We start from the raw sequence: 20,175 nt of genomic DNA, 5'->3' as shown, positions 1-20,175 counted from the left end.
TCGGAGGTTCAGGATGCGTCGCAAACGCCCAACGTCCCACTCCCAACGTCGAACCTTGACCTCAGAACGTCCCGCTCCCAACCTCGAACCCCGAACCTCGACCTTCGCACCCACTTCTTCCCCGAACCCCGAACCTCGAACCTCGAACCTCGAACCTTCCTTATATCCCGTCATCATGGCGGGCGGCAGTGGGACCAGGTTTTGGCCGCTGAGCCGGCATTTCTTCCCGAAGCAGCTGCTGCGCATCGGGGGAGACGACACCCTGATCCAGCAGACGATGCGCCGAGTGGCGGGATGTGCGCCGGCCGACCACGTGCTGATTTCGACCAACGGTTCGCAGGCTGAGTTGATCAAGGGGCAGCTGTCGGACTGGAAGGATGCGTTGCAGCACAACTTCGTGCTGGAGCCCGACGGGCGGAACACGGCGCCCGCCATCGCGTTGGCGGCGTTGGAAGTCATGAGGCGCAATCCGGAAGGCCTGATGCTCGTGGTGCCGGCGGATCATATCGTGACAGGGCAGCGCGATTTCGACGCGGCGGTGAACCTGGCCGCACAGTTGGCCGTCGGGGGCTATCTTGTGACATTCGGCATCAAACCGATCCGGCCGGAGACCGGATACGGATATATCCGGCCCGACACGAAGACCGTGCTCGGCCGGCGCGGCGCACTCAAAGGCTACCCCGTGCGGCAGTTCGTGGAAAAACCGGACGCGGCCAAGGCCGCACGCTATCTTAAAGCGGGCCACTTCTATTGGAACAGCGGCATGTTCATCTGGCGGGCCGCCACGATTCTGGAGGAAATCATGCACCATCAGCCGGCGCTCGGCCGGGCGATGGAGCGCATCCGAAAGCTGACCGACTCTGGCGCGCCCAAACAGTCCGTCGACGAGATCTATCGGACCATCGAGCCGGTCTCGATCGACAACGGGGTGATGGAACGGTCGGCGAAAGCCGCGATGGTGCCGGTCAGGTTCCGCTGGTCCGATGTCGGAAGTTGGGGAAGCCTGGATGAAGTGGCCTCCAAGGACCAAGCGGGGAACGTCATCACCGGACGGGTGGTGGATATCGACAGCAGCCGGTCGATCGTCTATGCCGATCGGCGCGTCGTGGCCACGATCGGGCTGAACGACATGGTCGTCGTCGATACGCCCGATGCGACGCTGGTCTGCCCGAAGTCGCGGGCGCAGGACGTAAAAAAAGTCGTCGACGTGTTGAAGCGCCAGCAGGCGCCGGAGCATCTGGAGCATCTGACGGTGCAGCGACCCTGGGGGTCCTATACGGTGCTGGAGGAGGGGCCTGGTTTCAAAGTCAAACGCGTGACCGTCAAGCCGGGCGGGCGCCTGTCGCTCCAGATGCATCATCGACGGAGCGAACATTGGGTGGTCATCGCCGGAGTCGCCCGTGTGACGCGGGGGGACGACGTGTTCGATCTCACAGTCGGCCGGAGCACCGCGATCCCCGTCGAAACGAAGCACCGGCTGGAAAATCCCGGCGCGGAGACGCTGCACATCATCGAAGTCCAAAACGGCCCGTATCTGGGCGAGGACGACATTGTCCGGTTCCAGGACGACTACGGGCGAACTCTGAAGTGATGAGTGATCGGTGACGAGTGATGAGTTGGGACAGTCAGCGTTTCTCTCACTGATCACACATCACGCATCACCCATCACCCATCACTGGAGTCAAGCATGGGGCTCTTCCGCGAATATGACTTGAGAGGGATCGTCGGGCAGGATTTGACCGAAGCCGTCGCCGAGCAGGTGGGGCGGGCCTACTGCACGCACGTCCAGGGCCGCAACGTGAAGACGGTGAGCGTCGGGCGGGACGGGCGGCTCAGCTCGCCCTCTCTGCATCAGGCCTTGGTTCGCGGATTGCTGGCGGGCGGCCTGAACGTGATCGACATCGGCGTCTGCCCCTCGCCGCTGGTGTATTTTTCGCTGTTCACGTTGCCGGTGGACGGCGGGATCATGATCACCGGAAGCCACAATGCCGCCGAGTACAACGGCTTCAAGATCTGCGTGGGGAAAGAAGCGATCCACGGCGAAGAGATTCAAACGCTGCGCCGGGTGATGGAAGCCGGCCGGTTCGTCTCCGGCAGCGGCCGCCTCTCGGAGCACCCCATCGTTCCCGACTATCTGGCCCACATCAAGAAAAGTTTTGCCGGCGTCAACGCCGGCCATCTCCACGTCGTCATCGACTGCGGGAACGGCGCCGCGGCGCTGGTGGCGAAACAGGCGTTGGAGCTGCTCGGCTGCACGGTGACCGGCATGTACTGCGAGCTGGACGGCCGGTTTCCAAACCATCATCCGGATCCGACCGTGTTGGAGAACCTGGCCGATCTCATGCAGGCCGTGTCGGACCACAAGGCGCACGTCGGCATCGGATACGACGGGGATGCGGACCGTATCGGCGCGATCGACGAACAGGGACGGGTGCTGTGGGGCGACCGGCTGCTGGTGATTTACGCACGCGAGATCCTGGCCGCCAGGCCGGGCAGTACGATCATTTCCGAAGTGAAGGCCTCGCAAAGCCTCTACGACGACATCGCGCAGCGCGGCGGACGCCCGATCATGTGGAAGACCGGCCATTCCCTGATCAAGGCGAAGATGAAAGAAGAAGCGGCGGTCTTGGCCGGTGAAATGTCGGGGCACATGTTTTTTGCCGACCGCTATTTCGGCTACGACGATGCGATTTACGCCTCCTGCCGTCTGGTGGAAATCCTTGCGAAGGAGAAGAAGCCGTTGTCGGCTCTGGTGGCCGACCTGCCTGCCACGGTGGTCACGCCGGAAATCCGCGTCGACATGCCGGAGGCCATCAAGTTCACGGTAGTCGAGCGGATCCGCGGCGCCTTCGAGCGATATCTGCAGGCGAAGCAGGCGCTGGGGCCCTCGAGCCTGCGCTTGAGGGACGTCATCACTATCGACGGCGTGCGCGCCGTCTTCGAACAGGGCTGGGGCCTGATCCGCGCGTCCAACACACAGCCGGCGCTGGTCTTGCGATTTGAAGCGGTATCCGATCACCATCTGGCCGAGATCCGCGACATCATCGAAAGCGAGCTGGCGCACGCCCGCAGCATCCCATCATCCTTGCCCTCTCCCCCTGAGGGGGAGAGGAGACGGTGAGGGGGCCGGCCTGGCGGGTATGGCGACCCGTTTGTTTCTTGTTCTTCTCCTCGCGCTAAGCTTTTTCAGCCCTGCCCAGGCGGCCGACCGTCCCGCTCGCCCGTTTCAGCCCGGCGAACGGTTCACCTACGACATTTCCTGGCTTAATATCACCGCCGGCACGGCGGTCATGGAGGTGATGGGGTCTTCCGGTTCGGATCCATCGTCGCTGACCACCGTGGTGACGACCGCCCGCTCCAGTCCGCTGGTGACGAAGTTCTATCCCGTCGACAATCGGGTCGAGTCGCAGATCGACCTCGATAGTCTGCTGCCGCAGCATATGACCTTTCGCCGGCGCGAAGGAAAGCGCAAGAACGATTTCGACTATACATTCCGCCATCACGAAGGGACCGTCACAGCCGTGAAGGACGGCGGCTCCGAAGTCCTTGCTATCCCGCCGGCCACGCAGGATGCCATTTCCTGCCTGTATTTCGTGCGGACCGCTTTACCGCTTCAGGCCGGCGCAAGCCTCGCCATGAACGTGCATCATGACAAGAAGAACTACAAACTGGAGGTCCGGGTCGAGGACATCGAACAGATCAAGGGGCCGTGGGGCACGCGAGAAGCCGCGCGAGTCCTGGTGATCATGCCGTTTCAAGGCATTTTCCTCAATCAAGGCAACGTCAGAGTGTGGTTCACCACGGATGAGCGCCGTATCCCGTTACGGATGAAAGCCAAGGTGATCATCGGTTCAATTACCGCCGACTTGATGGACGGACTGCCAAAATTGTAGGGTGGCAGTGGAAGCCGGAACATTGATTGCCCGGGACTCTCAAAACCGTTATACTCGTTCTCATTATGGGATTTCCCCTTACATTCAGCGATGTTACTCGCACGATTCCAGCTCCGCTCGCGGATCTTCTGGCGCACGTCGGTCTCGTCGGCAAGCTGGTGGCGCAGGACCTGCGCTGCGCGGCGTTGCTGAATCTGTTGGGGACGACGGGCGGCATCAATGTGCAGGGCGAGACCGTCAAGAAGCTCGACGAGCGGGCGAATGAAATCTTTCTCAGCGTCTTCGAGCGAGCGCCGTCCGTCCGTGGGCTGGCGTCGGAAGAGATGGACGAGCCGGTCGTCTTCCCCCAACGTGATGCACAGGCGGAGTATCTGCTCTTAGTCGATCCGTTGGACGGTTCCTCAAATACCGACTGCAACATGCCGCTGGGAGCGATCTTCTCCGTGGTGGCCTACCGAAAAGAGACGCCTCCGTCCGAACAGGATTTTCTGGCAAGAGGCCTGGATCAGGCGGCAGCCGGCTATCTGCTGTATGGGTCCAGTACGATGCTCGTCTACACCACCGGCCAGGGGGTCCATGGGTTTACGCTGGATCAGGGGATCGGCGAGTATGTGCTGTCCCATGAGCACATACGGATGCCGGAGCAGGGGAAGGTCTACGCCGCCAACGAGGGAAACTCTCACAAGTGGACCACCGGCATGCGGCGCTACATCGAGTACCTGAAAGCGGCCGACAAGGCGACCGGACGGCCCTACAGCGGGCGCTATTCCGGCTGTCTCGTCGCCGACGTGCATCGGCTGTTGATCGGAGGAGGGATCTACTTGTATCCGGGCGAGATCGACAAGCCTGAGGGAAAGCTTCGGCTCTTGTACGAGGCGAATCCGTTGGCGTGGGTAGTGGAGCAAGCGGGCGGCAGAGCCACCACCGGAACCGGACGCATTCTTGAGGTGGAGCCCAAGTCACTTCACCAGCGCGTGCCGTTAATGATCGGAAGCCGCCGCGACGTCGAGATCGCCGACGAGTTCGTCCAAGGTAAACGGTGACAAACCAAACAAACCAGATAGACGAGACAGACGAGATAGACCAGACAGACCAGACAAACCTGAGAGACCAATCCGCGGAGGGACATCATGGGAGACCGGGTGCAGGAAATTCTGAGCTGGTATGGAAGCGACAACGCAGGTACGAAAACGAATCTTGCGCGCCTCTTGCGCTCGGGTAAATTGGCCGGCACCGGTAAACTGGTCATTTTGCCGGTGGACCAAGGCTTCGAGCACGGCCCGGCCCGCAGCTTTGCGCCTAACCCGCCCGGCTACAACCCCCACTACCACTTTCAATTGGCGATCGATGCCGGCTGCAACGCGTACGCGGCGCCGCTTGGGTTTTTGGAGGCGGGTGCCGGCCAGTTCGCCGGGCAGATTCCCTTGATCCTCAAACTGAACAATCACGATGTGCTGCACGATGAGAAGGATCCATTGCCTTCGGTGACCGGCAGCGTGAAAGACGCCCTGCGGTTGGGCTGTTCCGCCGTCGGCTTTACCGTTTATCCGGGCTCCGCCCACTGCAATACGATGTACGAGCAGTTGCGGGCGATCGGCGAAGAGGCGAAAGAGGCGGGATTGGCCGTCGTCGTGTGGTCCTACCCCCGCGGCTCCGCCCTCAGCAAGGAGGGCGAGACGGCGATGGATGTGGTGGCCTACGCGGCGCAGATCGCGGCGCAGCTGGGCGCGCATGTCATCAAGGTGAAGTTGCCGAGCGCCCATTTGGAGCAGCCAGCGGCGAAGAAGGTCTACGAGGCGGAGCAGATTCCGATCAAGACCCTCGCCGAGCGCGTGAGGCATGTCGTGCAAAGCGCTTTTGACGGCCGGCGGATCGTCATCTTCTCCGGCGGCGCCAAGAGCGAGGACAAGAACGTGTTCGAAGAGGCCCGCGCGATTCGCGACGGAGGCGGATTCGGCAGCATCATCGGCCGCAATTCGTTCCAGCGCCCGAAGGGCGAAGCCATCAAATTCTTGCAGACGATCATGGGGATCTATGCGGGAGAGATACAGTAGATCCGTCGGGGGTAGAACCACGCGATGAATATGTATCCGCATCAGAATCCCGGCCGTTCCAACCGCAGCTGGATCGTGGCGGCGACCCTGCTCACGGCCGGCATGATCATCGGCTTCGTCGTGGCCTCCGACTTGGGATGGCTCCCGACCGGCCACGCCGTGCCCGACGCCCCCGCGCCTCCGGCGGCCCGTCCGGTGGCGACGGCGCCCCAACCGGTGTTCCCCGGCATGGGCGGGCAAAGCTTCGTCGAGATCGCCAAGGCGGTGAAGCCGGCGGTCGTCAACATCTACGCGACGAAGAGCGGCCGCAGCGACGGCCCGCACGCCACGCCCTTCGACGATCCGTTTTTCCGCCGGTTTTTCGGCGACGAATTTTTCCGGCGCTTCGAGCAGCAGCCGAAGGAACGGAAGGAGCGCGGCTTGGGCTCCGGCGTCATCGTCGAATCCAACGGCTTGATCATCACGAACAATCACGTGGTCGGCAAGGCCGACGAGATCCGCGTGACGTTGTCGGATAAGCGCGAGTTCAAGGCCAAGCTGATCGGGACCGATCCCAAGACGGATATCGCCGTGGTGCGCATCGATGCGACCGGCCTGCCGACCGTGGCCTGGGCCGATTCGGACAAATTGGAAGTGGGCGAATTCGTCCTCGCGGTCGGCAATCCCTTCGGTCTGACCCAGACCGTTACGCTGGGGATCGTGAGCGCGCTGGGCCGCGCGGCCGGCATCGCGGAGTACGAGGATTTCATCCAGACCGACGCCGCGATCAATCCCGGCAACTCGGGCGGCGCCTTGGTCAACGTGCGCGGCGAGCTGGTGGGCATCAACACGGCCATTTTCAGCCAGAGCGGCGGCAACATGGGGATCGGCTTCGCCGTCCCGAGCAACATGGCGCAGTCCATCATGGGACAGCTGGTGCAGACCGGCAAGGTGGTTCGCGGCTGGCTCGGCGTTTCGATCCAGGAGCTGACTCCTGAACTGGCCGCGCAATTCGGCCTGGGCGACACCAAAGGCGTGTTGGTCAGCGACGTGATGGACGACAGTCCGGCTAAGAAGGCGGGATTCGAGCGGGCGGACGTGATCGTGGAGTACGACGGGAAGCCGATGGATTCGCCCACCCATCTGCGCAATGCCGTGGCGCAGACGCCGGTCGGAAAGAAGGTCGCCGTCAAACTCATCCGCGACAAGAAGCCGAAGACGATCGAGCTCACGATCGCCGAACAGCCCAAATCCCTGGCCCAACCGGGCGAAGAAGACACGAGCGAATCGGCCAGCCCGACGGGCGTCCTGTCGGACCTGGACGTGCGCGAGTTGAACGACGAATTGGCGAGCCGCTACGGCCTGAAGAGCGGCGAGCGCGGCGTCGTGGTGGTGCGCGTGAAGCCCGGCAGCACGGCGGAGGAAATGGGTGTCCGCGAAGGCGATCTGATCCTGGAAGTGAACCGGCAGGCCGTGACCTCCCTCAAAACCTATGAGCGGATCGCCGCCAAGCTCCCGAAGGACCAAGCGGTCTTGCTGTTACTGAAGCGGCAAGGGCGGACGATTTATCTGACGCTCCGCCCTTGAGGGGTAGGGATATCATCATCGCAGGACGCTCAAAAAGCCCGTTCGGCAAGCCCGCAGCGAGAACGCTGCCTGGTGAAAGGCGCGTCTCGGCGCGCCGGGCTGGGTGGGTGAGGAGAGCGGTTTTTTCAGCGTCCTGTTAGGGAGAGGAGGTCACGGTATGATCCCTCGTGCCATCTTCATCCTTCTCAGTGCGCTGGCCGGGATGGCCCTGTTCATTCGGGCGCAGGACGGCGGCGGGCTGTTCGGCTTGTACGGGTTCGGAATCGGCGCCGTGACGGGCGGGCTGATCGTCGCCGGGGAATATGCGTTACGCACGCTTTCATTCGGCATCATCGTGGGCGGCACAGCCGGGTTGGCGGCCGGCCTCCTGTTGACGGGGCTGGTGGAGTGGGTCGGGGGCGAGATTTTCGACGTCCAGACCTTCCTGTTCCATATCGGCGGGCTCGTGTTTCTGTTGGGGTTCCCCTATTTGGGATTGGTCCTCGGCGCGCGGTTCGGCCGGGAGAAATTCGCGCTTCATGAGCAGCCGGACGCCGGGCTGCCGAAAGGCGAGAGCAGCCTGAAGGTCCTGGACACGAGCGTCATCATCGACGGCCGCGTGGCGGACCTCTGCGAGACCGGCTTCTTGGAAGGGACCTTTCTGGTCCCGCAGTTCATCCTGAACGAATTGCAGCACATCGCCGATTCCTCGGACTCGCTCAAGCGCGCGCGCGGGCGGCGGGGCTTGGATATCCTGAACAAGATCCAGAAGATGGCCGATTTGGACGTGCGGGTCGTCGACGAGGATTTTCCGCAGGTGAAAGAGGTGGACGCCAAGTTGGTCGTGCTGGCGAAAAAAGTCGGTGCGAAGATCGTCACGAACGATCTCAATTTGAACAAGGTGGCCGAGCTGCAAGGGGTGCGGGTGCTGAACATCAATGAACTGTGCAACGCCCTCCGGCCGGTCGTCCTCCCGGGCGAAACGATCCGTGTCTTCATCCTGAAGGAAGGCAAGGAAGCGGGGCAGGGCGTGGCCTATCTCGACGACGGTACGATGATCGTGGTGGACAACGCGCGCCGCTACATCGGCCGCAACGTCGATGTGATCGTCACCAGCGTGCTGCAAACCACCGCCGGCCGGATGATCTTTACCAGACTCAAAGAAGAAACCGAGCGTGAAGAATTGCAAGTCGCTCGTGGGTAGCGCCGGCCGTGCGTAGCCGTACCGTCGCCCTCGTCCCGGCCGCCGGACGGGGGCTCCGGATGGGCGGTCCGGTGCCGAAGCAGTTTCTCGCGCTCGGCGGCCAGCCGCTCGTCGTCCATGCCCTCCGCGTCCTGCAGGCGTCGCCCGCCGTCGACGAAATCATCCTGGCCGTGCCGCAGAGCGAGATGGACTATTGCCTGTCCCATCTCGTCACGCCGCATCGCTTCACGAAAGTCACGAAAATCGTTCCCGGAGGGGCGGAGCGGCAGGATTCCGTCCGGCACGCCTTGGAAGAGGTCGGCGACGAGACCGATATCGTCCTGATCCATGACGCCGTCCGGCCTTTTCTGACCGAGCGCATGGTCTCAGAAGTGGTCGCGGCGGCCCGGGCGAAAGGCGCCGCCATCGTCGCCCTGCCGATGAAGGATACGGTCAAGCACGTGGGGGCCGATCACGTCATCGAACGGACGATCGACCGCCGCCCGCTGTGGCTCGCGCAGACCCCGCAAGCGTTCCGGCGCGATTGGCTGGTGGCCGCCCACCGTAAGGCTCACGCGGAACGGGTGCATGCCACGGACGATGCCTATCTGGTCGAATGGGCCGGACATCCGGTCTCGGTCGTGGAAGGCAGCGGCGAGAACATCAAAGTCACGCGGCCGGAAGATTTGATCATCGGCGAAGCGATCTGGGCGGCGCGACAATCGAGTGATCGGTGATGAGTGATGTGTGATGCGTTCGTCGGCATAGGATTCGTTCATCACTCATCACCCGTCACTCATCACGAGGTGTCAGCATGAGAATCGGCTACGGTTACGACGTGCATCCGCTGGGACCAGGTCGCAAGCTGATCCTGGGCGGCATCGAGATTCCACACGACAAGGGGTTGCTGGGCCACTCCGATTCGGACGTCCTGGTGCATGCGGTGTGCGATGCGCTGCTGGGCGCGATGGGGGAAGGGGATCTCGGGCGCCATTATCCCAGCTCGGATCAGCGTTACAAAGATATCTCCAGTCTGACGCTGCTGGCGGACGTGGCGGCGAAACTCAAGGCCAAGGGATACCGGGTCGGCAATATCGATACGGTCATCGTGGCTCAGGCTCCGCGGCTCGGCGGCTACTTGGCGGCCATGGGCAAACGGCTGGCCGAGACGCTCGGCATCGACGCCGGTCTCGTGAACGTGAAAGTCAAGAGCGGGGAAGGCCTGGATGCGGTCGGGAACGAAGCAGGCATGATCGCCCATGCCGTCTGTTTGATTGAATCTAGCTGACAAGAGAGAAAGCTGACAGGCTGACAAGGAGGGCGGCTGATGGCAGCACATGGGTTTGAGGACCTCAAGGTCTGGCAACTTGCTAGAGAATTGGTCCGGTCGATGTATGTCATGACGAGTAGGCAGGTTGTTCAGAAAGATCGCATGTTATGCGATCAAGTAAGACGAGCGGCGGTATCCAGTATGTCAAACGTCGCGGAAGGTTTTGAGCGAGGCTCGAAACGAGACTTTGTCAGGTTTCTTTATATGGCACGAGGGTCGGCAGGAGAGGTCAGGAGCCATTTGTATGTCGCCAGAGATTTGGCTTACATTAACCAAGCAGAGTTTGAGAAAATGAAAAACCAAGCTGCAGCTCTTTCGCAAGGCTTGTTCAGATTTATTCAGCACCTGGAGTCATCGGAGGCAGTCTAGTTACCGAGAGTGTCCACGTGTCAGCCTGTCAGCTTGTCAGCCATGTTTAAGACCATTAAGGCCGATCTGCAGGCCGTGTTCGATCGGGACCCGTCGGCGACCAGCCGGCTCGAAGTGGTGCTGACCTACGCCGGCTTCCATGCGCTGCTGGCCTATCGGATTTCCCATTGGCTCAAGATGCACGGGGTGCCGTTTTTCCCCCGCGCGATTTCGCAGCTGGCCCGCTGGCTGACCGGGATCGAGATTCATCCGTCCGCCCGGATCGGAACCGGGTTCTTCATCGACCATGGGATGGGGGTGGTCATCGGCGAAACGGCCGAGGTCGGCGACTACGTCACGCTCTTTCAAGGCGTCACCCTCGGCGGCACGGGGAAAGAGCGCGGCAAGCGCCATCCCACGCTGGGCAATCATGTAGTCGTGGGCGCGGGTGCGAAGATCCTGGGCGGGATCAAAATCGGCGACAACGTGAAGATCGGCGCGAATTCGGTCGTGCTGAAAAACGTCCCGGCCAATTCCACCGTCATCGGCGTGCCCGCGCGGATCATCAAATCCCAAGGCGAGCGCCTGCCGGACGCGACGATGGATCACACGAATATCCCGGACCCCATCATGGACCGCTTTGCCGCGCTCGAGCAGGAGTTGATCGAGCTCCGCAAGAAGCTCGACAACCGGGATCCGCAGCTGCCGTTCTAGCTAAGTCCGACATGGCGAACCGCTATCTTCTCGCCTCAATCGGTGTGAGCCTGCTGAGCGCCTTGACCGGATGCGCCGGCACTCAGCTTAACAAGACGCCCGGCATGGATTTTCAGGCGCGCTGCGCCGCCGCAGCGGCCGTGCGCTGTTTCGGGTTCGACTCCGCCGCGGAAACCGATCCCCACGTGTATCCCCCCTGGGGACAGACCGTGAAGCGCGCCGTCGTCGTGAGCGACGTCAAGGCGTCGGGAACCGGCTCGCTGCGCTTTGAAATTCCCTCCAGGTCCGGATCGGACAGCTCCGGCAGCTTCTGGCTCAACGTTGCCGACGATCTCTCGGTCCAGTTCGGCGAGCACGAGGAGTTCTATGTGCAGTGGCGGCAGCGATTCTCCAAAGACTTCCTGGCGGCGAGCTATCAGGGCGGCGGCGGATGGAAGCAGATCATTATCGGCGAAGGAGACCGGCCCGGTTCCACGGCCAATTCCTGCACCCAGCTCGAATTGGTGGTCAACAACCCCTATCATCTCGGCTATCCGGCGATGTATCACAGCTGCGGAGCCAAGGACGGGCAATTTGACGGATTGTTTGCATCCGACAGCGTCCGCTACGCGCCGGACGAATGGATGACGTTCCAGATCCACGTCAAGATCGGCACGTGGTACAAGAACGATGGAGTGTACCGCCAGGACAGCACGGTCCAGTTGTGGGTCGCGCGTGAGGGCCGGCCCTCGAAGCTCGTCGTCAATCACAGCCCGGAGCCGGCGGTGCTCTTCGGCCTCACCATACCGGGAACCGGATCCGGCTACGATCTGGCCAACACCAACCCCGAGGCGAAATACGGAAAGATCTGGCTGCTGCCGTACAACACCTACAAAGACCCCGCCGAAGACCATCCCCCGGGATACACCTGGTATGACGATTTGATTATCGCCAGGACGAAAATTCCCGACCCTTCCTAGCGCTCAGTAATCCACCCGCACCAAAAACAAGCCCTGAGGCGGCGCCGTTTTGCCGGCGGCGGCGCGGTCACGCGCGGCGAGAACGGCGGCGAAGCTCTCGGGCGTCCGCTTGCCGAGGCCGACTTCCACCAATGTGCCGACGATCGAGCGGACCATTTGTTTCAGGAACCGATCGGCGTAGATCTCGATCCGCACGAGGTCGCCTTGACGGAACACCGCCAGGCGTTGGACGTGGCAGACGGGGTCCTCGTTTTCCGTCGGCTGCGTTTCGAACGAGGAACAATCGTGGCGGCCGACGAGCGCCAGCGCCGCCTGGTTCATCGCGGCGTCGTCCAGCGGCTTGTAAACGTGCCAGCAAAAGTGCCGCTCGAGCGCCGGGCGCTCGGGCCGATTCAGAATGCGGTATTCGTACAGCTTTCCGGTCGCGCGATGGCGGGCGTGGAACGTGTCGGGCATGATCTCGGCCGCCCGCACGGAGATGGCCTCGGGCAGGCGGGCGTTGAGCGCTCTGGTCCATTCGAGCGGCGTCATCTCGCGCTCGATGCGGAAACTGGCGACTTGTCCCCATGCGTGCACGCCAGCATCGGTGCGGCCGGCGCCGATTACCGGAACCCGGACCTGCGTGACGGCTTCGATCGCGGTCTCGACCGCTTGCTGGATCGTCGGTTGATCGAGCTGGCGCTGCCATCCGGCATACGCCGTGCCGTCGTATTCGAGGATCAGCTTGACCGTGGGCATGGCGCCCGGATTGTAGAGGGAAGTTATCGGATAGTCGACTTATTGGCGAGGTACGCGAGGACGCCCTGATAGAGGGACTCGGCGACGTCTCTGATGAAGGCGGGCTTCCGCAGCAAGTCTTCCTCGGCGGGGTTCGAGATGTAGGCGATTTCCGCCAAAATGCTCGGCATGCTGGTGAAGCGCAGCACATAGAACGGCGCCGTCTTGACGCCGTGATCGATGAGCGCGTAATGGCCATTCATGCGGGCGACCATCGCTTCTTTCGCGGTCCAGGCCAGCTCCAGCGAGGCCTCGATCTTCTTCGTCGTCAGCAAATCGGCCACCAAGTACTCCCAGCCGACGCCGGTGCTGCTGAGCGGCGTGCCGTTTTCGCGCGCGGCCACCTCGAGCGCGCGCTGATCCTTCGCCTCGCCGAAATGATACATCTCGATGCCCTTGACTTGGCGCGACGGATGGGAATTCACGTGGATCGAGACGAACAGGTCGGCGCCGTGGCCGTTCGCGAACTTGGCCCGGTCCTCGAGCTCCACGAACACGTCATGGTCGCGGGTCATCAGCACCCGCACGCCGGGCTGCCTGCTCAACAGGTCGCGCAGCTTCAAGCCCACCTTGAGCGTGATGTCTTTCTCTTCCGTCCCGCGCAGGCCGTGCGCGCCGGGATCTTTGCCGCCATGGCCGGGATCGATCACGATGGTCGTGTACCCTTTGTTCGGCGGCGCGGCCGGCTGGATCAACGGGGGGCTTGGAACAGAGAGCGCCGGGGGGACTTCTGAAGTCGGCGCAGGCCCTTGGTCGGCCGGCGGGGTAATATCGACCACGAGCCGGGGTGGATTGGAAAGGGTGAACTGTTTGTACGTCCGGAACCCCGTCGCCGGCAACGTCACCGCGACGGATGGGGCGGCGCTTTGCGTGACGATGAAGGGAGCCGGCACCGTGCCGTCTTCGCTCTTGACCCGGGCCGAGGCGCTCAGGGCGGTATTGGGCAAGGCGATGACGATCCGGCCCGGATTCGTGGCCCGGCGCTCCACCACCTTGGTTTCGCGGTCCAGATCCAGCACCAACCGCGTCTTGTCCTCGCTCGTGAGGACGCGGAAGTTTGTGACCGTTGCCGGCAGGAGAGACGCCGGCGTGCCCTTCACGCGGGATCGCTTCTTGTCCGTCGGCCGAGCTTTCCGCGGTCCGTCCGCGGAGGGGCCGGCCCAAGCGGCAGGCACGTCGGCACCGATCCACAACGGGCCGATCAACAACAGCAGGAAAAGGGTATGAAAGCGAAGACGACGCACGCGTGACCCCATTAGACTGAGTCGCTTGGCAGGGAATGACTGATGTTTCTCAGATGTCCGGTGTCTTGTCAAGCAATTGCGAAGACTGTCTGGCGAGGGTCCTTCATTGACAGCCCGTTCGACGACAGGGTAGCGTCCCGCCATGGCGATGCATCTGATCATCGACGGCTACAACCTTCTGGGCGCCGTCTCGTCTACGAGGACGGAGATGGCCCGGGAGTCTCTTCTGCGGGATCTGGCCGCCTATCGTCATCGGAAAGGACATGCGATCACGGTCGTCTTCGACGGTTGGCAGCAGGGACAGCCGGTGGAAGGGCGCGAATATCGGACCGGTGTCCAGGTGATCTACTCCAAGCGGGGAGAAAAAGCCGATCAGGTCATCCAGCGGCTCGCGCGCGATTACGGGAGCGACTGCGCCGTGGTCAGCTCCGACCATGAGATCATCGCGACGGCGAGGGCGCACGGCGCAGTGGTGATGAAGGCGCAGGAGTTTCTTGCGCGGCTGCAGGGGGCCGGCCCTAGCCCGAACGTTCCGCACAAAGAACTGGACACCGAGGATGAGCCGCCTCAACGAGGGCCCGAAAAGAAGGGAAATCCCAGGAAACTGCCGAAAGCGCTCCGCCGGCGCGCCAGGCAGCTCAAGCGATTTTGAAGAGCCGTTTGGCGTTGGCGGTGGTCGCCTGTCCGATCCGCTCAATCGCATCGGCCTCGCCGAAATGAACGGACGCCAGTTGCCGGGCCACGTGGGCGACGTAGGCCGGCTCGTTGCGTTTTCCCCGGTGCGGGACCGGGGTGAGATAGGGGCAATCGGTTTCGATCAGGAGGCGATCGAGCGGTGTGTGCTTGGCAATCTCCCGCAGCATCGCCGCGTTCTGAAAGGTCACGATGCCGGAAAAGGAGAGGTAAAATCCCAAATCCAACGCCTCCTTCGCCAGCCAAGCATCCCCGGAAAAGCAGTGCAACACCCCGCCGACCTCTGACGCCTTCTCTTCCTTCAAAATCCCAATCGTATCTTCCTGCGCCTCCCTCGTGTGGATGATCACGGGCAGCGCCAGCTCGCGCGCGAGTTGGATCTGTTCGCGAAACCGGTCCCGCTGTTCCTTCGGGGAGGAATGGTTGTAATGGTAGTCGAGCCCGATCTCTCCGTAGGCCACGACCTTCTTGTTCTTCGCGAGGCGGCGAAATTCGTCGTACCAGTCGTCCTGCATGTGTTTGGCCTCGTGGGGATGGACCCCGATCGAGGCATACACGAAGGGATATCGTTCGGCCAGAGACACGGCGGCGCGGCTCGTCGCGAAATCACACCCGATGGTGACGAACGCGTCGACGCCGGCCTCGCGGGCCCGCGCGATCATCGCGTCCCGGTCGTCGTTGTAGCGGGCATCGTCCAGATGGGTGTGCGTGTCGATCAACATAGGCGCATCCTAGCATGCCGGCAGCGAAGAGACGAGCCGGTCGCCTTTCGGACTTGACTTCGGCTTCATCGCAGTGGTAAATGCAAGTCACTTGCAATTAAGAATTGGCGATGGCGAGCTCGATTTTTGACAGCCTCAAAGCGGGCGGGAAAAAGCTGACGAAGCCGAGGAAGGCGATTCTCGCCATCCTGGAACGCAGCGCGCTGCCCATCACGGCCGCGGAGGTCCATGACCGGCTCAAGAAAGAGCGCATGCCGGCGGATCTCGTCACGGTGTACCGGAACCTGGCGATGCTGCAGGAGCTCGGCCTGGTGAACCCCGTCGGCCTCCACGAAGGCCAGACGCGGTACGAAGTGCGGCATGGCAGGGAACATCATCACCATATCCAATGCCGCGGTTGCGGCAAGATCGTCGACCTCATGCTCTGTCCCCTCAAGAAGCTGACCGAGTTGGTGGAGGCCCGGACGAAGTTTGCCGTCGAAGGCCACGCGCTGGAGTTTTTCGGGTGGTGCCCGCAATGCCGATAGCCGCGTCCACATCCTGCTGGCTCAGGCTCGGACTGGCGTCGGTCTATCTGATGCTCGCCTTGTTCCTGAGTCCGCTGCTCCTCCAACATGAGCTGGCGCTTCCGTCGGATTCCCATCACAGCGAGTCGGATGTCTGCGCCTGGCTCGACCACGTCGCCGGGACGTCCCTCCAGTCCGCCCACCCCGAGCTGACCATGACCCCGGGTGTCGCCCCGGTCCAACTTCCCTATCAAGCCCCGCTGTGTTCCATCCCCCTGTTCAGCGATCCCTCACGCGGTCCCCCCGCTCTGATCTAACCCCCATCAGTTCTGTCACCGCTTCCCGTGCAGGAACGGATCGGGTTGGGACCCGGTGTCCGCGCGTGATCCTGTCCTGCAGAGGACGCGGCGATCGATCCCCGTCTTGAGAAGAAGGAGCAAGCTATGCCTACGGCAGAACAGGAACTGGTCCCGGTCACGGTGCTGACCGGGTTTCTCGGCGCCGGCAAGACGACCTTGCTGAATCGCATCTTGACCACCGAGCACGGCAAGCGCGTAGCGGTGATCGTGAACGAGTTCGGCGAAGTCGGGATCGACAACCAGCTCGTGATCGGCGCCGACGAAGAGATCTTCGAGATGAACAACGGATGTATCTGCTGCACCGTGCGGGGCGACTTGATCCGCATCATCGGCAATCTCCTGAAGCGGAAAGACCGCTTCGACTACATGGTCATCGAAACGACGGGCCTGGCCGATCCGGCGCCCGTCGCGCAGACCTTCTTCGTCGACGACGAGATGAAGCGCCGCCTGCTGCTGGACGGCATCGTCACGGTCGTCGATTCCAAACATATCCGGGAGCATCTCGACAAGAGTCCGGAGGCCAAGGAGCAAATCGCGTTCGCCGACGTGGTCCTCTTGAACAAGATCGACCTCGTGCCCCCGGCCGAAGTGGACGAATTGGAGGCGCGCATCCGGGCCATCAACGTGATGGCGAAGATCCATCGGACGAAAGATGCCCAGGTGGAAATCAATTGCCTGCTGAACATCGGCGCCTTCGATCTCAGCCGCAAGCTGGAGATCGATCCGAACTTTCTCGGCGAGGACGCGCACCAGCACGATCCCAGCGTCTTTTCCGTCGCCCTGGTCGAGGACGGGCTCGTCGACGAGGGGAGGGTCAACGACTGGTTCCGGGAAGTCCTCTCCACCATGGGAACGAACATCTATCGGATGAAGGGCATCCTGAACGTCGAGGGCCGCGACCAGCGGTTCGTGTTTCAAGGCGTGCACATGTTGTTCGACGGCAAGGCGGATCGCCCGTGGAAGCCTGGGGAGGCGAGGAACAACCAACTCGTCTTCATCGGACGGGACCTGGATCGTGCGGCGTTGGAGAAGGGATTTCGGGCATGCCTCGTTTAGCCAAACCGAAATCGGTCGTCACGCTGAGTCCGGTAGGCTACGCCGCGCTCGGCGACTACATCAATCGGGTGGCCTTCTCGGCAGACGGCGCTTGCCTGGCCGCGTGCGCTGCGTCGGGTCAGGTGTCGATCTGGCAGCTTCCGTCATTGAAACCGGTCGGCGATCTCAAGGGTCACGAGCAGTCGGCCCTGACGCTGGCCTGGCATCCGACGCGCAGCGAGTTGGCGACGGGCGGGCAGGACGGCGTCGTGCGCGTGTGGGACGGCAAGACGGGCGAAGACATCGCGCTGTTGCCCGTCGGCGCGCCGCAGGCCTGGGCGGAACATCTCGCCTGGTCTCCGGACGGGAAGTTTCTGGCCGCGTCGGCCGGGAAGCTGCTGCGGATCTGGACTGTCCCGGCCGGCGCCCTTCCACAGGCAGCCGGTGAAGTGCCCGCGCACAAAACGACCGTCTCGGCGTTGACCTGGATGCCGCGCGGCGAGGGAGTGCTTGCGTCCTGCTATGGCGGGGCCTGGCTGTGGAAGATCGGCAACGACAAGCCGGTCCGGCCCTTTCCATATGACGGCGCGCTCCTCTCGATCTCGGTGAGCCCCAGCGGAGAGTACCTGGCCTCGGGAAATCTCGACGGATCGGTTCATCTCTTCCGCACGGACAACGAACAGAATTGGCACATGTCCGGCTACCCCGTGAAGGTCACGTCGGTGCGGTTCGACCATAACGGGCTGAACCTCTTCACCGCCTCCGGGCCTGCGCTGGTGTCATGGAATATGAAAAAGTTCGAAGGCACCGGCGGGCGACTTTTCAAGGGGCACCTGGGCTGGATTCAGGAGATCGCCTGTCATCCCAACCGCTCGATCGTTGCCACAGTAGGAGAGGACGGCCTGCTCTGTCTTTGGGAGCCGCAGAGCACCAAACCGCTCTTCAGTCAGGAAGTGAACAAGCAAGGGGGCCTGTCATGCGTGGCCTGGAGTCCTCAAGGCAAGCGGCTCGCGACCGGCTCCAGCGACGGCGTCGTCTCGTTGTTTTCGGTGGAAGGGATTGGAGCATGAATCTGTTCGGCGGCCGCAGGACCATTGCGCCGGAGCAGGCGGAACGCGTCAAAGAGTGGGCGCGCGCATACTGGCATCTGCCCGAAGACATGACGGTCATGGTCACGGAGTTGGAGTGCCGGGAGCCGGGCTGCCCGCCGATCGAGACGGTGATCGCGCTGCTCGAAGGGCCGGGCCGCAGGCGGCAATACAAGATCCACAAGCCGGCCGCCGATGTGTCCCGCTCAGACGTCGAACGGTTGGCCGCAGGAGAGGAGCCGCACCATGTCCATTAAGCGTCTCAAGTCCCAGACCGCCGGAACGCCGATCTACGTGATCGCCGGATTCTTGGGCAGCGGGAAAACGACCCTGCTGAAGCGGGCGCTGGCGTATGAGTTGGACCGGGGCGTCAAACCCGCGGTGTTGATGAACGAGTTCGGCGAAGTCGATGTCGATGGGGCGCTGCTCCACGAGCATCCCCGCTTGCAGGATGTGGAGCTCCAGTCGCTGCTGAGCGGCTGCATCTGCTGCGACCTCTCCGGAGAATTCACCGACAAGGTCGGCCATCTCATGAAGGAGACGCAGGGCGCGCCGCTGTTCATCGAGACGACCGGTTTGGCGGACACCGGCCAGGTGGTGGCCGGTGTCCAACAGGCGTTGGCGGAGCATCAGGACAAAGGAAGGCTGGCCTCGGTGATCGTGATGGTGGACGCCCCGCGATTCCTGAAACTCGGCGCCTTCTGGCCTGCGGCCGAAGACCACCTGAAGCAAGCCGATACGGTGGTGCTCAACAAGCTGGATCAGATCGACGGACGGCAAGCCGACTTGGTGGAGCGGCGGGTCAGGTCCGTCAATCCCCGGGCGCGCGTGGTCAGGGCGGTGCATGCAGAGTCGCGGTCGACCGCTTGTTGCAGGTGCCGGAAGAAGGGCGAACGGCGATCGTCGCCAATGGCGCGGTCAAGGACTCGGCGGCTGGCTATCAGAGCGGAAGTTTCAAGATTTTACGTCCGGTGGATCCCGATCGCTTGGAGGACTGGCTCCGGCGCTTTCAACGCTCCGTGGTCCGGTTGAAAGGATTCGTCAAGGTGCCGGGCCGTGACGGGTGGCAAGAGCTGCAATGGATCATGGGATCGCTCGCCATCACGCCGTACAAAGGCGGGAGGCAATCCCGCGCGCAGATCGTCGTGATCGGCCGGCGCGTGCCCTGGGAACGCTTCCTCAAGGGGCTCGCGGAGTGTCTCGTCAGGCCGCCCCGCCAGACCAAGCGATGGAGCCGGACGAGAAGGAAAAGACCGTGATGTCCAAGTACACGGAGGTGAACGGGGTCTGGCTGCCGCTGCGCCGCCGCGTGTCGTTCGGCGAGCGCGGTTCCGTCAAGACTCGGGTGATCGAGTTGGCCGCGCACGAGGTGTCGGAATGAGCGAAGAACGCGTCGAGTCGGGCGGGGTTCCGGAGGGCTCTCGCCCGGAGGCCGGCAAGGGAATTGAGATCCTGCCGGTGGAGCGAGTCAAATCCGCTTCGATGCTGCCGCTGATCATCTTGTTTCACCGGGCCTCCGAACTGGCCCGCAGCACCGAGCTGTCGCTCGGCCGTCTTGAGCATGCCGCGGAGGCGGCGGCCCTGGCCGAAGCGGTGCGGCATCTGCTGGCGGAGGCAGGAGACGAGGAGGGCGAGGCGCGGTGGATGGTCCGGTTGTCCGAGGCTCGCCATTGGTGCGCGGTCGTGCACGACGCGCTGACCTGCCGGGAGGAAAGGGACCGATAG

At 62.8% G+C, this 20,175-nt stretch carries 25 protein-coding genes; 22 read left to right on the top strand and 3 right to left on the bottom strand.

Translation table 11 applies throughout. The annotated features are described in order from the left end of the window. Positions 1-13: 13 nt before the first annotated feature. The 12 genes from NITMOv2_RS15960 (at position 14) to NITMOv2_RS15905 (ending at position 12,026) form a co-directional block, all read left to right on the top strand. Complete coding sequence (locus NITMOv2_RS15960; RefSeq protein ID WP_083448103.1) at positions 14-1,591, top strand: mannose-1-phosphate guanylyltransferase/mannose-6-phosphate isomerase; 1,578 nt, start codon at positions 14-16, stop codon at positions 1,589-1,591. A gap of 96 nt (positions 1,592-1,687) precedes the next feature. Next, positions 1,688-3,121 carry a phosphomannomutase/phosphoglucomutase gene (locus tag NITMOv2_RS15955; RefSeq protein ID WP_053380813.1) on the top strand — a complete coding sequence of 478 codons (1,434 nt, stop codon included), beginning with the start codon at positions 1,688-1,690 and terminating at the stop codon, positions 3,119-3,121. Positions 3,122-3,140: 19 nt separating this feature from the next. Continuing rightward, positions 3,141-3,893 (top strand): DUF3108 domain-containing protein, encoded by a 753-nt coding sequence (locus NITMOv2_RS15950; RefSeq protein WP_053380812.1) that lies wholly within the window; start codon positions 3,141-3,143, stop codon positions 3,891-3,893. A 65-nt stretch (positions 3,894-3,958) separates the two neighbouring features. Next, positions 3,959-4,936 (top strand): class 1 fructose-bisphosphatase, encoded by a 978-nt coding sequence (fbp, locus tag NITMOv2_RS15945; protein WP_053380811.1) that lies wholly within the window; start codon positions 3,959-3,961, stop codon positions 4,934-4,936. 87 nt (positions 4,937-5,023) lie between these two features. After that, positions 5,024-5,947, top strand: coding sequence for a class I fructose-bisphosphate aldolase (locus tag NITMOv2_RS15940; RefSeq protein ID WP_053380810.1), 924 nt, complete (start codon positions 5,024-5,026; stop codon positions 5,945-5,947). 24 nt (positions 5,948-5,971) lie between these two features. Then, the gene (locus tag NITMOv2_RS15935) at positions 5,972-7,513 is read left to right on the top strand and encodes a DegQ family serine endoprotease (RefSeq protein WP_083448102.1); all 1,542 of its coding nucleotides are present in this window, start codon (positions 5,972-5,974) and stop codon (positions 7,511-7,513) included. Positions 7,514-7,670: 157 nt separating this feature from the next. Next, positions 7,671-8,696 (top strand): PIN/TRAM domain-containing protein, encoded by a 1,026-nt coding sequence (locus NITMOv2_RS15930; protein WP_053380808.1) that lies wholly within the window; start codon positions 7,671-7,673, stop codon positions 8,694-8,696. An 8-nt stretch (positions 8,697-8,704) separates the two neighbouring features. Further along, a complete protein-coding gene (ispD, locus tag NITMOv2_RS15925) occupies positions 8,705-9,412 on the top strand; it encodes a 2-C-methyl-D-erythritol 4-phosphate cytidylyltransferase (protein ID WP_083448101.1) in 708 nt (235 codons plus the stop codon). Positions 9,413-9,489: 77 nt separating this feature from the next. After that, a complete protein-coding gene (gene ispF / locus NITMOv2_RS15920; RefSeq protein WP_053380806.1) occupies positions 9,490-9,963 on the top strand; it encodes a 2-C-methyl-D-erythritol 2,4-cyclodiphosphate synthase in 474 nt (157 codons plus the stop codon). A 39-nt stretch (positions 9,964-10,002) separates the two neighbouring features. Continuing rightward, the gene (locus NITMOv2_RS15915) at positions 10,003-10,374 is read left to right on the top strand and encodes a four helix bundle protein (protein ID WP_053380805.1); all 372 of its coding nucleotides are present in this window, start codon (positions 10,003-10,005) and stop codon (positions 10,372-10,374) included. Between the two features lie 42 nt (positions 10,375-10,416). Then, a complete protein-coding gene (gene cysE, locus NITMOv2_RS15910) occupies positions 10,417-11,067 on the top strand; it encodes a serine O-acetyltransferase (protein ID WP_053380804.1) in 651 nt (216 codons plus the stop codon). A gap of 11 nt (positions 11,068-11,078) precedes the next feature. Then, positions 11,079-12,026 (top strand): hypothetical protein, encoded by a 948-nt coding sequence (locus NITMOv2_RS15905; protein ID WP_053380803.1) that lies wholly within the window; start codon positions 11,079-11,081, stop codon positions 12,024-12,026. Between the two features lie 3 nt (positions 12,027-12,029). Here the strand turns inward: NITMOv2_RS15905 and truA are convergent, their stop codons facing one another. Both truA and NITMOv2_RS15895 read right to left on the bottom strand, forming a co-directional pair. After that, complete coding sequence (truA, locus tag NITMOv2_RS15900; protein ID WP_053380802.1) at positions 12,030-12,764, bottom strand: tRNA pseudouridine(38-40) synthase TruA; 735 nt, start codon at positions 12,762-12,764, stop codon at positions 12,030-12,032. A 23-nt stretch (positions 12,765-12,787) separates the two neighbouring features. Next, positions 12,788-14,047, bottom strand: a complete 1,260-nt coding sequence (locus tag NITMOv2_RS15895) for an N-acetylmuramoyl-L-alanine amidase (RefSeq protein ID WP_187299244.1) — start codon at positions 14,045-14,047, stop codon at positions 12,788-12,790. 142 nt (positions 14,048-14,189) lie between these two features. Between NITMOv2_RS15895 and NITMOv2_RS15890 the strand changes: the two genes are divergently transcribed. Beyond that, positions 14,190-14,699: an NYN domain-containing protein gene (locus NITMOv2_RS15890; protein WP_053380800.1), complete on the top strand. Its 510-nt coding sequence runs from the start codon at positions 14,190-14,192 to the stop codon at positions 14,697-14,699. On the opposite strand, the gene NITMOv2_RS15885 is transcribed toward NITMOv2_RS15890, so the two are convergent. Next, the gene (locus tag NITMOv2_RS15885; RefSeq protein WP_053380799.1) at positions 14,686-15,462 is read right to left on the bottom strand and encodes a TatD family hydrolase; all 777 of its coding nucleotides are present in this window, start codon (positions 15,460-15,462) and stop codon (positions 14,686-14,688) included. The two genes, NITMOv2_RS15890 and NITMOv2_RS15885, sit on opposite strands and share 14 nt — an antisense overlap. A 110-nt stretch (positions 15,463-15,572) precedes the next feature. Between NITMOv2_RS15885 and NITMOv2_RS15880 the strand changes: the two genes are divergently transcribed. From NITMOv2_RS15880 to NITMOv2_RS15845, 9 genes are all read left to right on the top strand, one after another. Beyond that, on the top strand, positions 15,573-15,989 hold the full coding sequence (locus tag NITMOv2_RS15880; protein ID WP_053380798.1) for a Fur family transcriptional regulator: 417 nt from the start codon (positions 15,573-15,575) through the stop codon (positions 15,987-15,989). After that, on the top strand, positions 15,980-16,285 hold the full coding sequence (locus NITMOv2_RS15875; protein ID WP_053380797.1) for a hypothetical protein: 306 nt from the start codon (positions 15,980-15,982) through the stop codon (positions 16,283-16,285). The genes NITMOv2_RS15880 and NITMOv2_RS15875 overlap by 10 nt, the downstream gene beginning before the upstream one ends. A 126-nt stretch (positions 16,286-16,411) precedes the next feature. Further along, positions 16,412-17,383 carry a CobW family GTP-binding protein gene (locus tag NITMOv2_RS15870; protein WP_053380796.1) on the top strand — a complete coding sequence of 324 codons (972 nt, stop codon included), beginning with the start codon at positions 16,412-16,414 and terminating at the stop codon, positions 17,381-17,383. After that, entirely contained in the window at positions 17,371-18,432 is a 1,062-nt protein-coding gene (locus tag NITMOv2_RS15865) for a WD40 repeat domain-containing protein (protein WP_053380795.1), read from the top strand. The genes NITMOv2_RS15870 and NITMOv2_RS15865 overlap by 13 nt, the downstream gene beginning before the upstream one ends. Further along, on the top strand, positions 18,429-18,707 hold the full coding sequence (locus NITMOv2_RS15860) for a hypothetical protein (protein ID WP_053380794.1): 279 nt from the start codon (positions 18,429-18,431) through the stop codon (positions 18,705-18,707). The genes NITMOv2_RS15865 and NITMOv2_RS15860 overlap by 4 nt, the downstream gene beginning before the upstream one ends. Continuing rightward, complete coding sequence (locus NITMOv2_RS15855; protein ID WP_053380793.1) at positions 18,697-19,482, top strand: GTP-binding protein; 786 nt, start codon at positions 18,697-18,699, stop codon at positions 19,480-19,482. The genes NITMOv2_RS15860 and NITMOv2_RS15855 overlap by 11 nt, the downstream gene beginning before the upstream one ends. After that, a complete protein-coding gene (locus NITMOv2_RS22905; protein ID WP_187299243.1) occupies positions 19,422-19,709 on the top strand; it encodes a GTP-binding protein in 288 nt (95 codons plus the stop codon). Before NITMOv2_RS15855 ends, NITMOv2_RS22905 begins: the two co-directional genes overlap by 61 nt. Continuing rightward, positions 19,709-19,831 (top strand): hypothetical protein, encoded by a 123-nt coding sequence (locus tag NITMOv2_RS24730; RefSeq protein ID WP_274519474.1) that lies wholly within the window; start codon positions 19,709-19,711, stop codon positions 19,829-19,831. Before NITMOv2_RS22905 ends, NITMOv2_RS24730 begins: the two co-directional genes overlap by 1 nt. Next, positions 19,828-20,175: a hypothetical protein gene (locus NITMOv2_RS15845; protein WP_053380791.1), complete on the top strand. Its 348-nt coding sequence runs from the start codon at positions 19,828-19,830 to the stop codon at positions 20,173-20,175. Before NITMOv2_RS24730 ends, NITMOv2_RS15845 begins: the two co-directional genes overlap by 4 nt.

Origin of the sequence: Nitrospira moscoviensis, from assembly GCF_001273775.1 — a bacterium.
In the GTDB taxonomy this organism is placed as follows: Bacteria; Nitrospirota; Nitrospiria; order Nitrospirales; family Nitrospiraceae; genus Nitrospira_D; species Nitrospira_D moscoviensis.
This window is presented reverse-complemented; position numbering and strand designations above follow the sequence as displayed.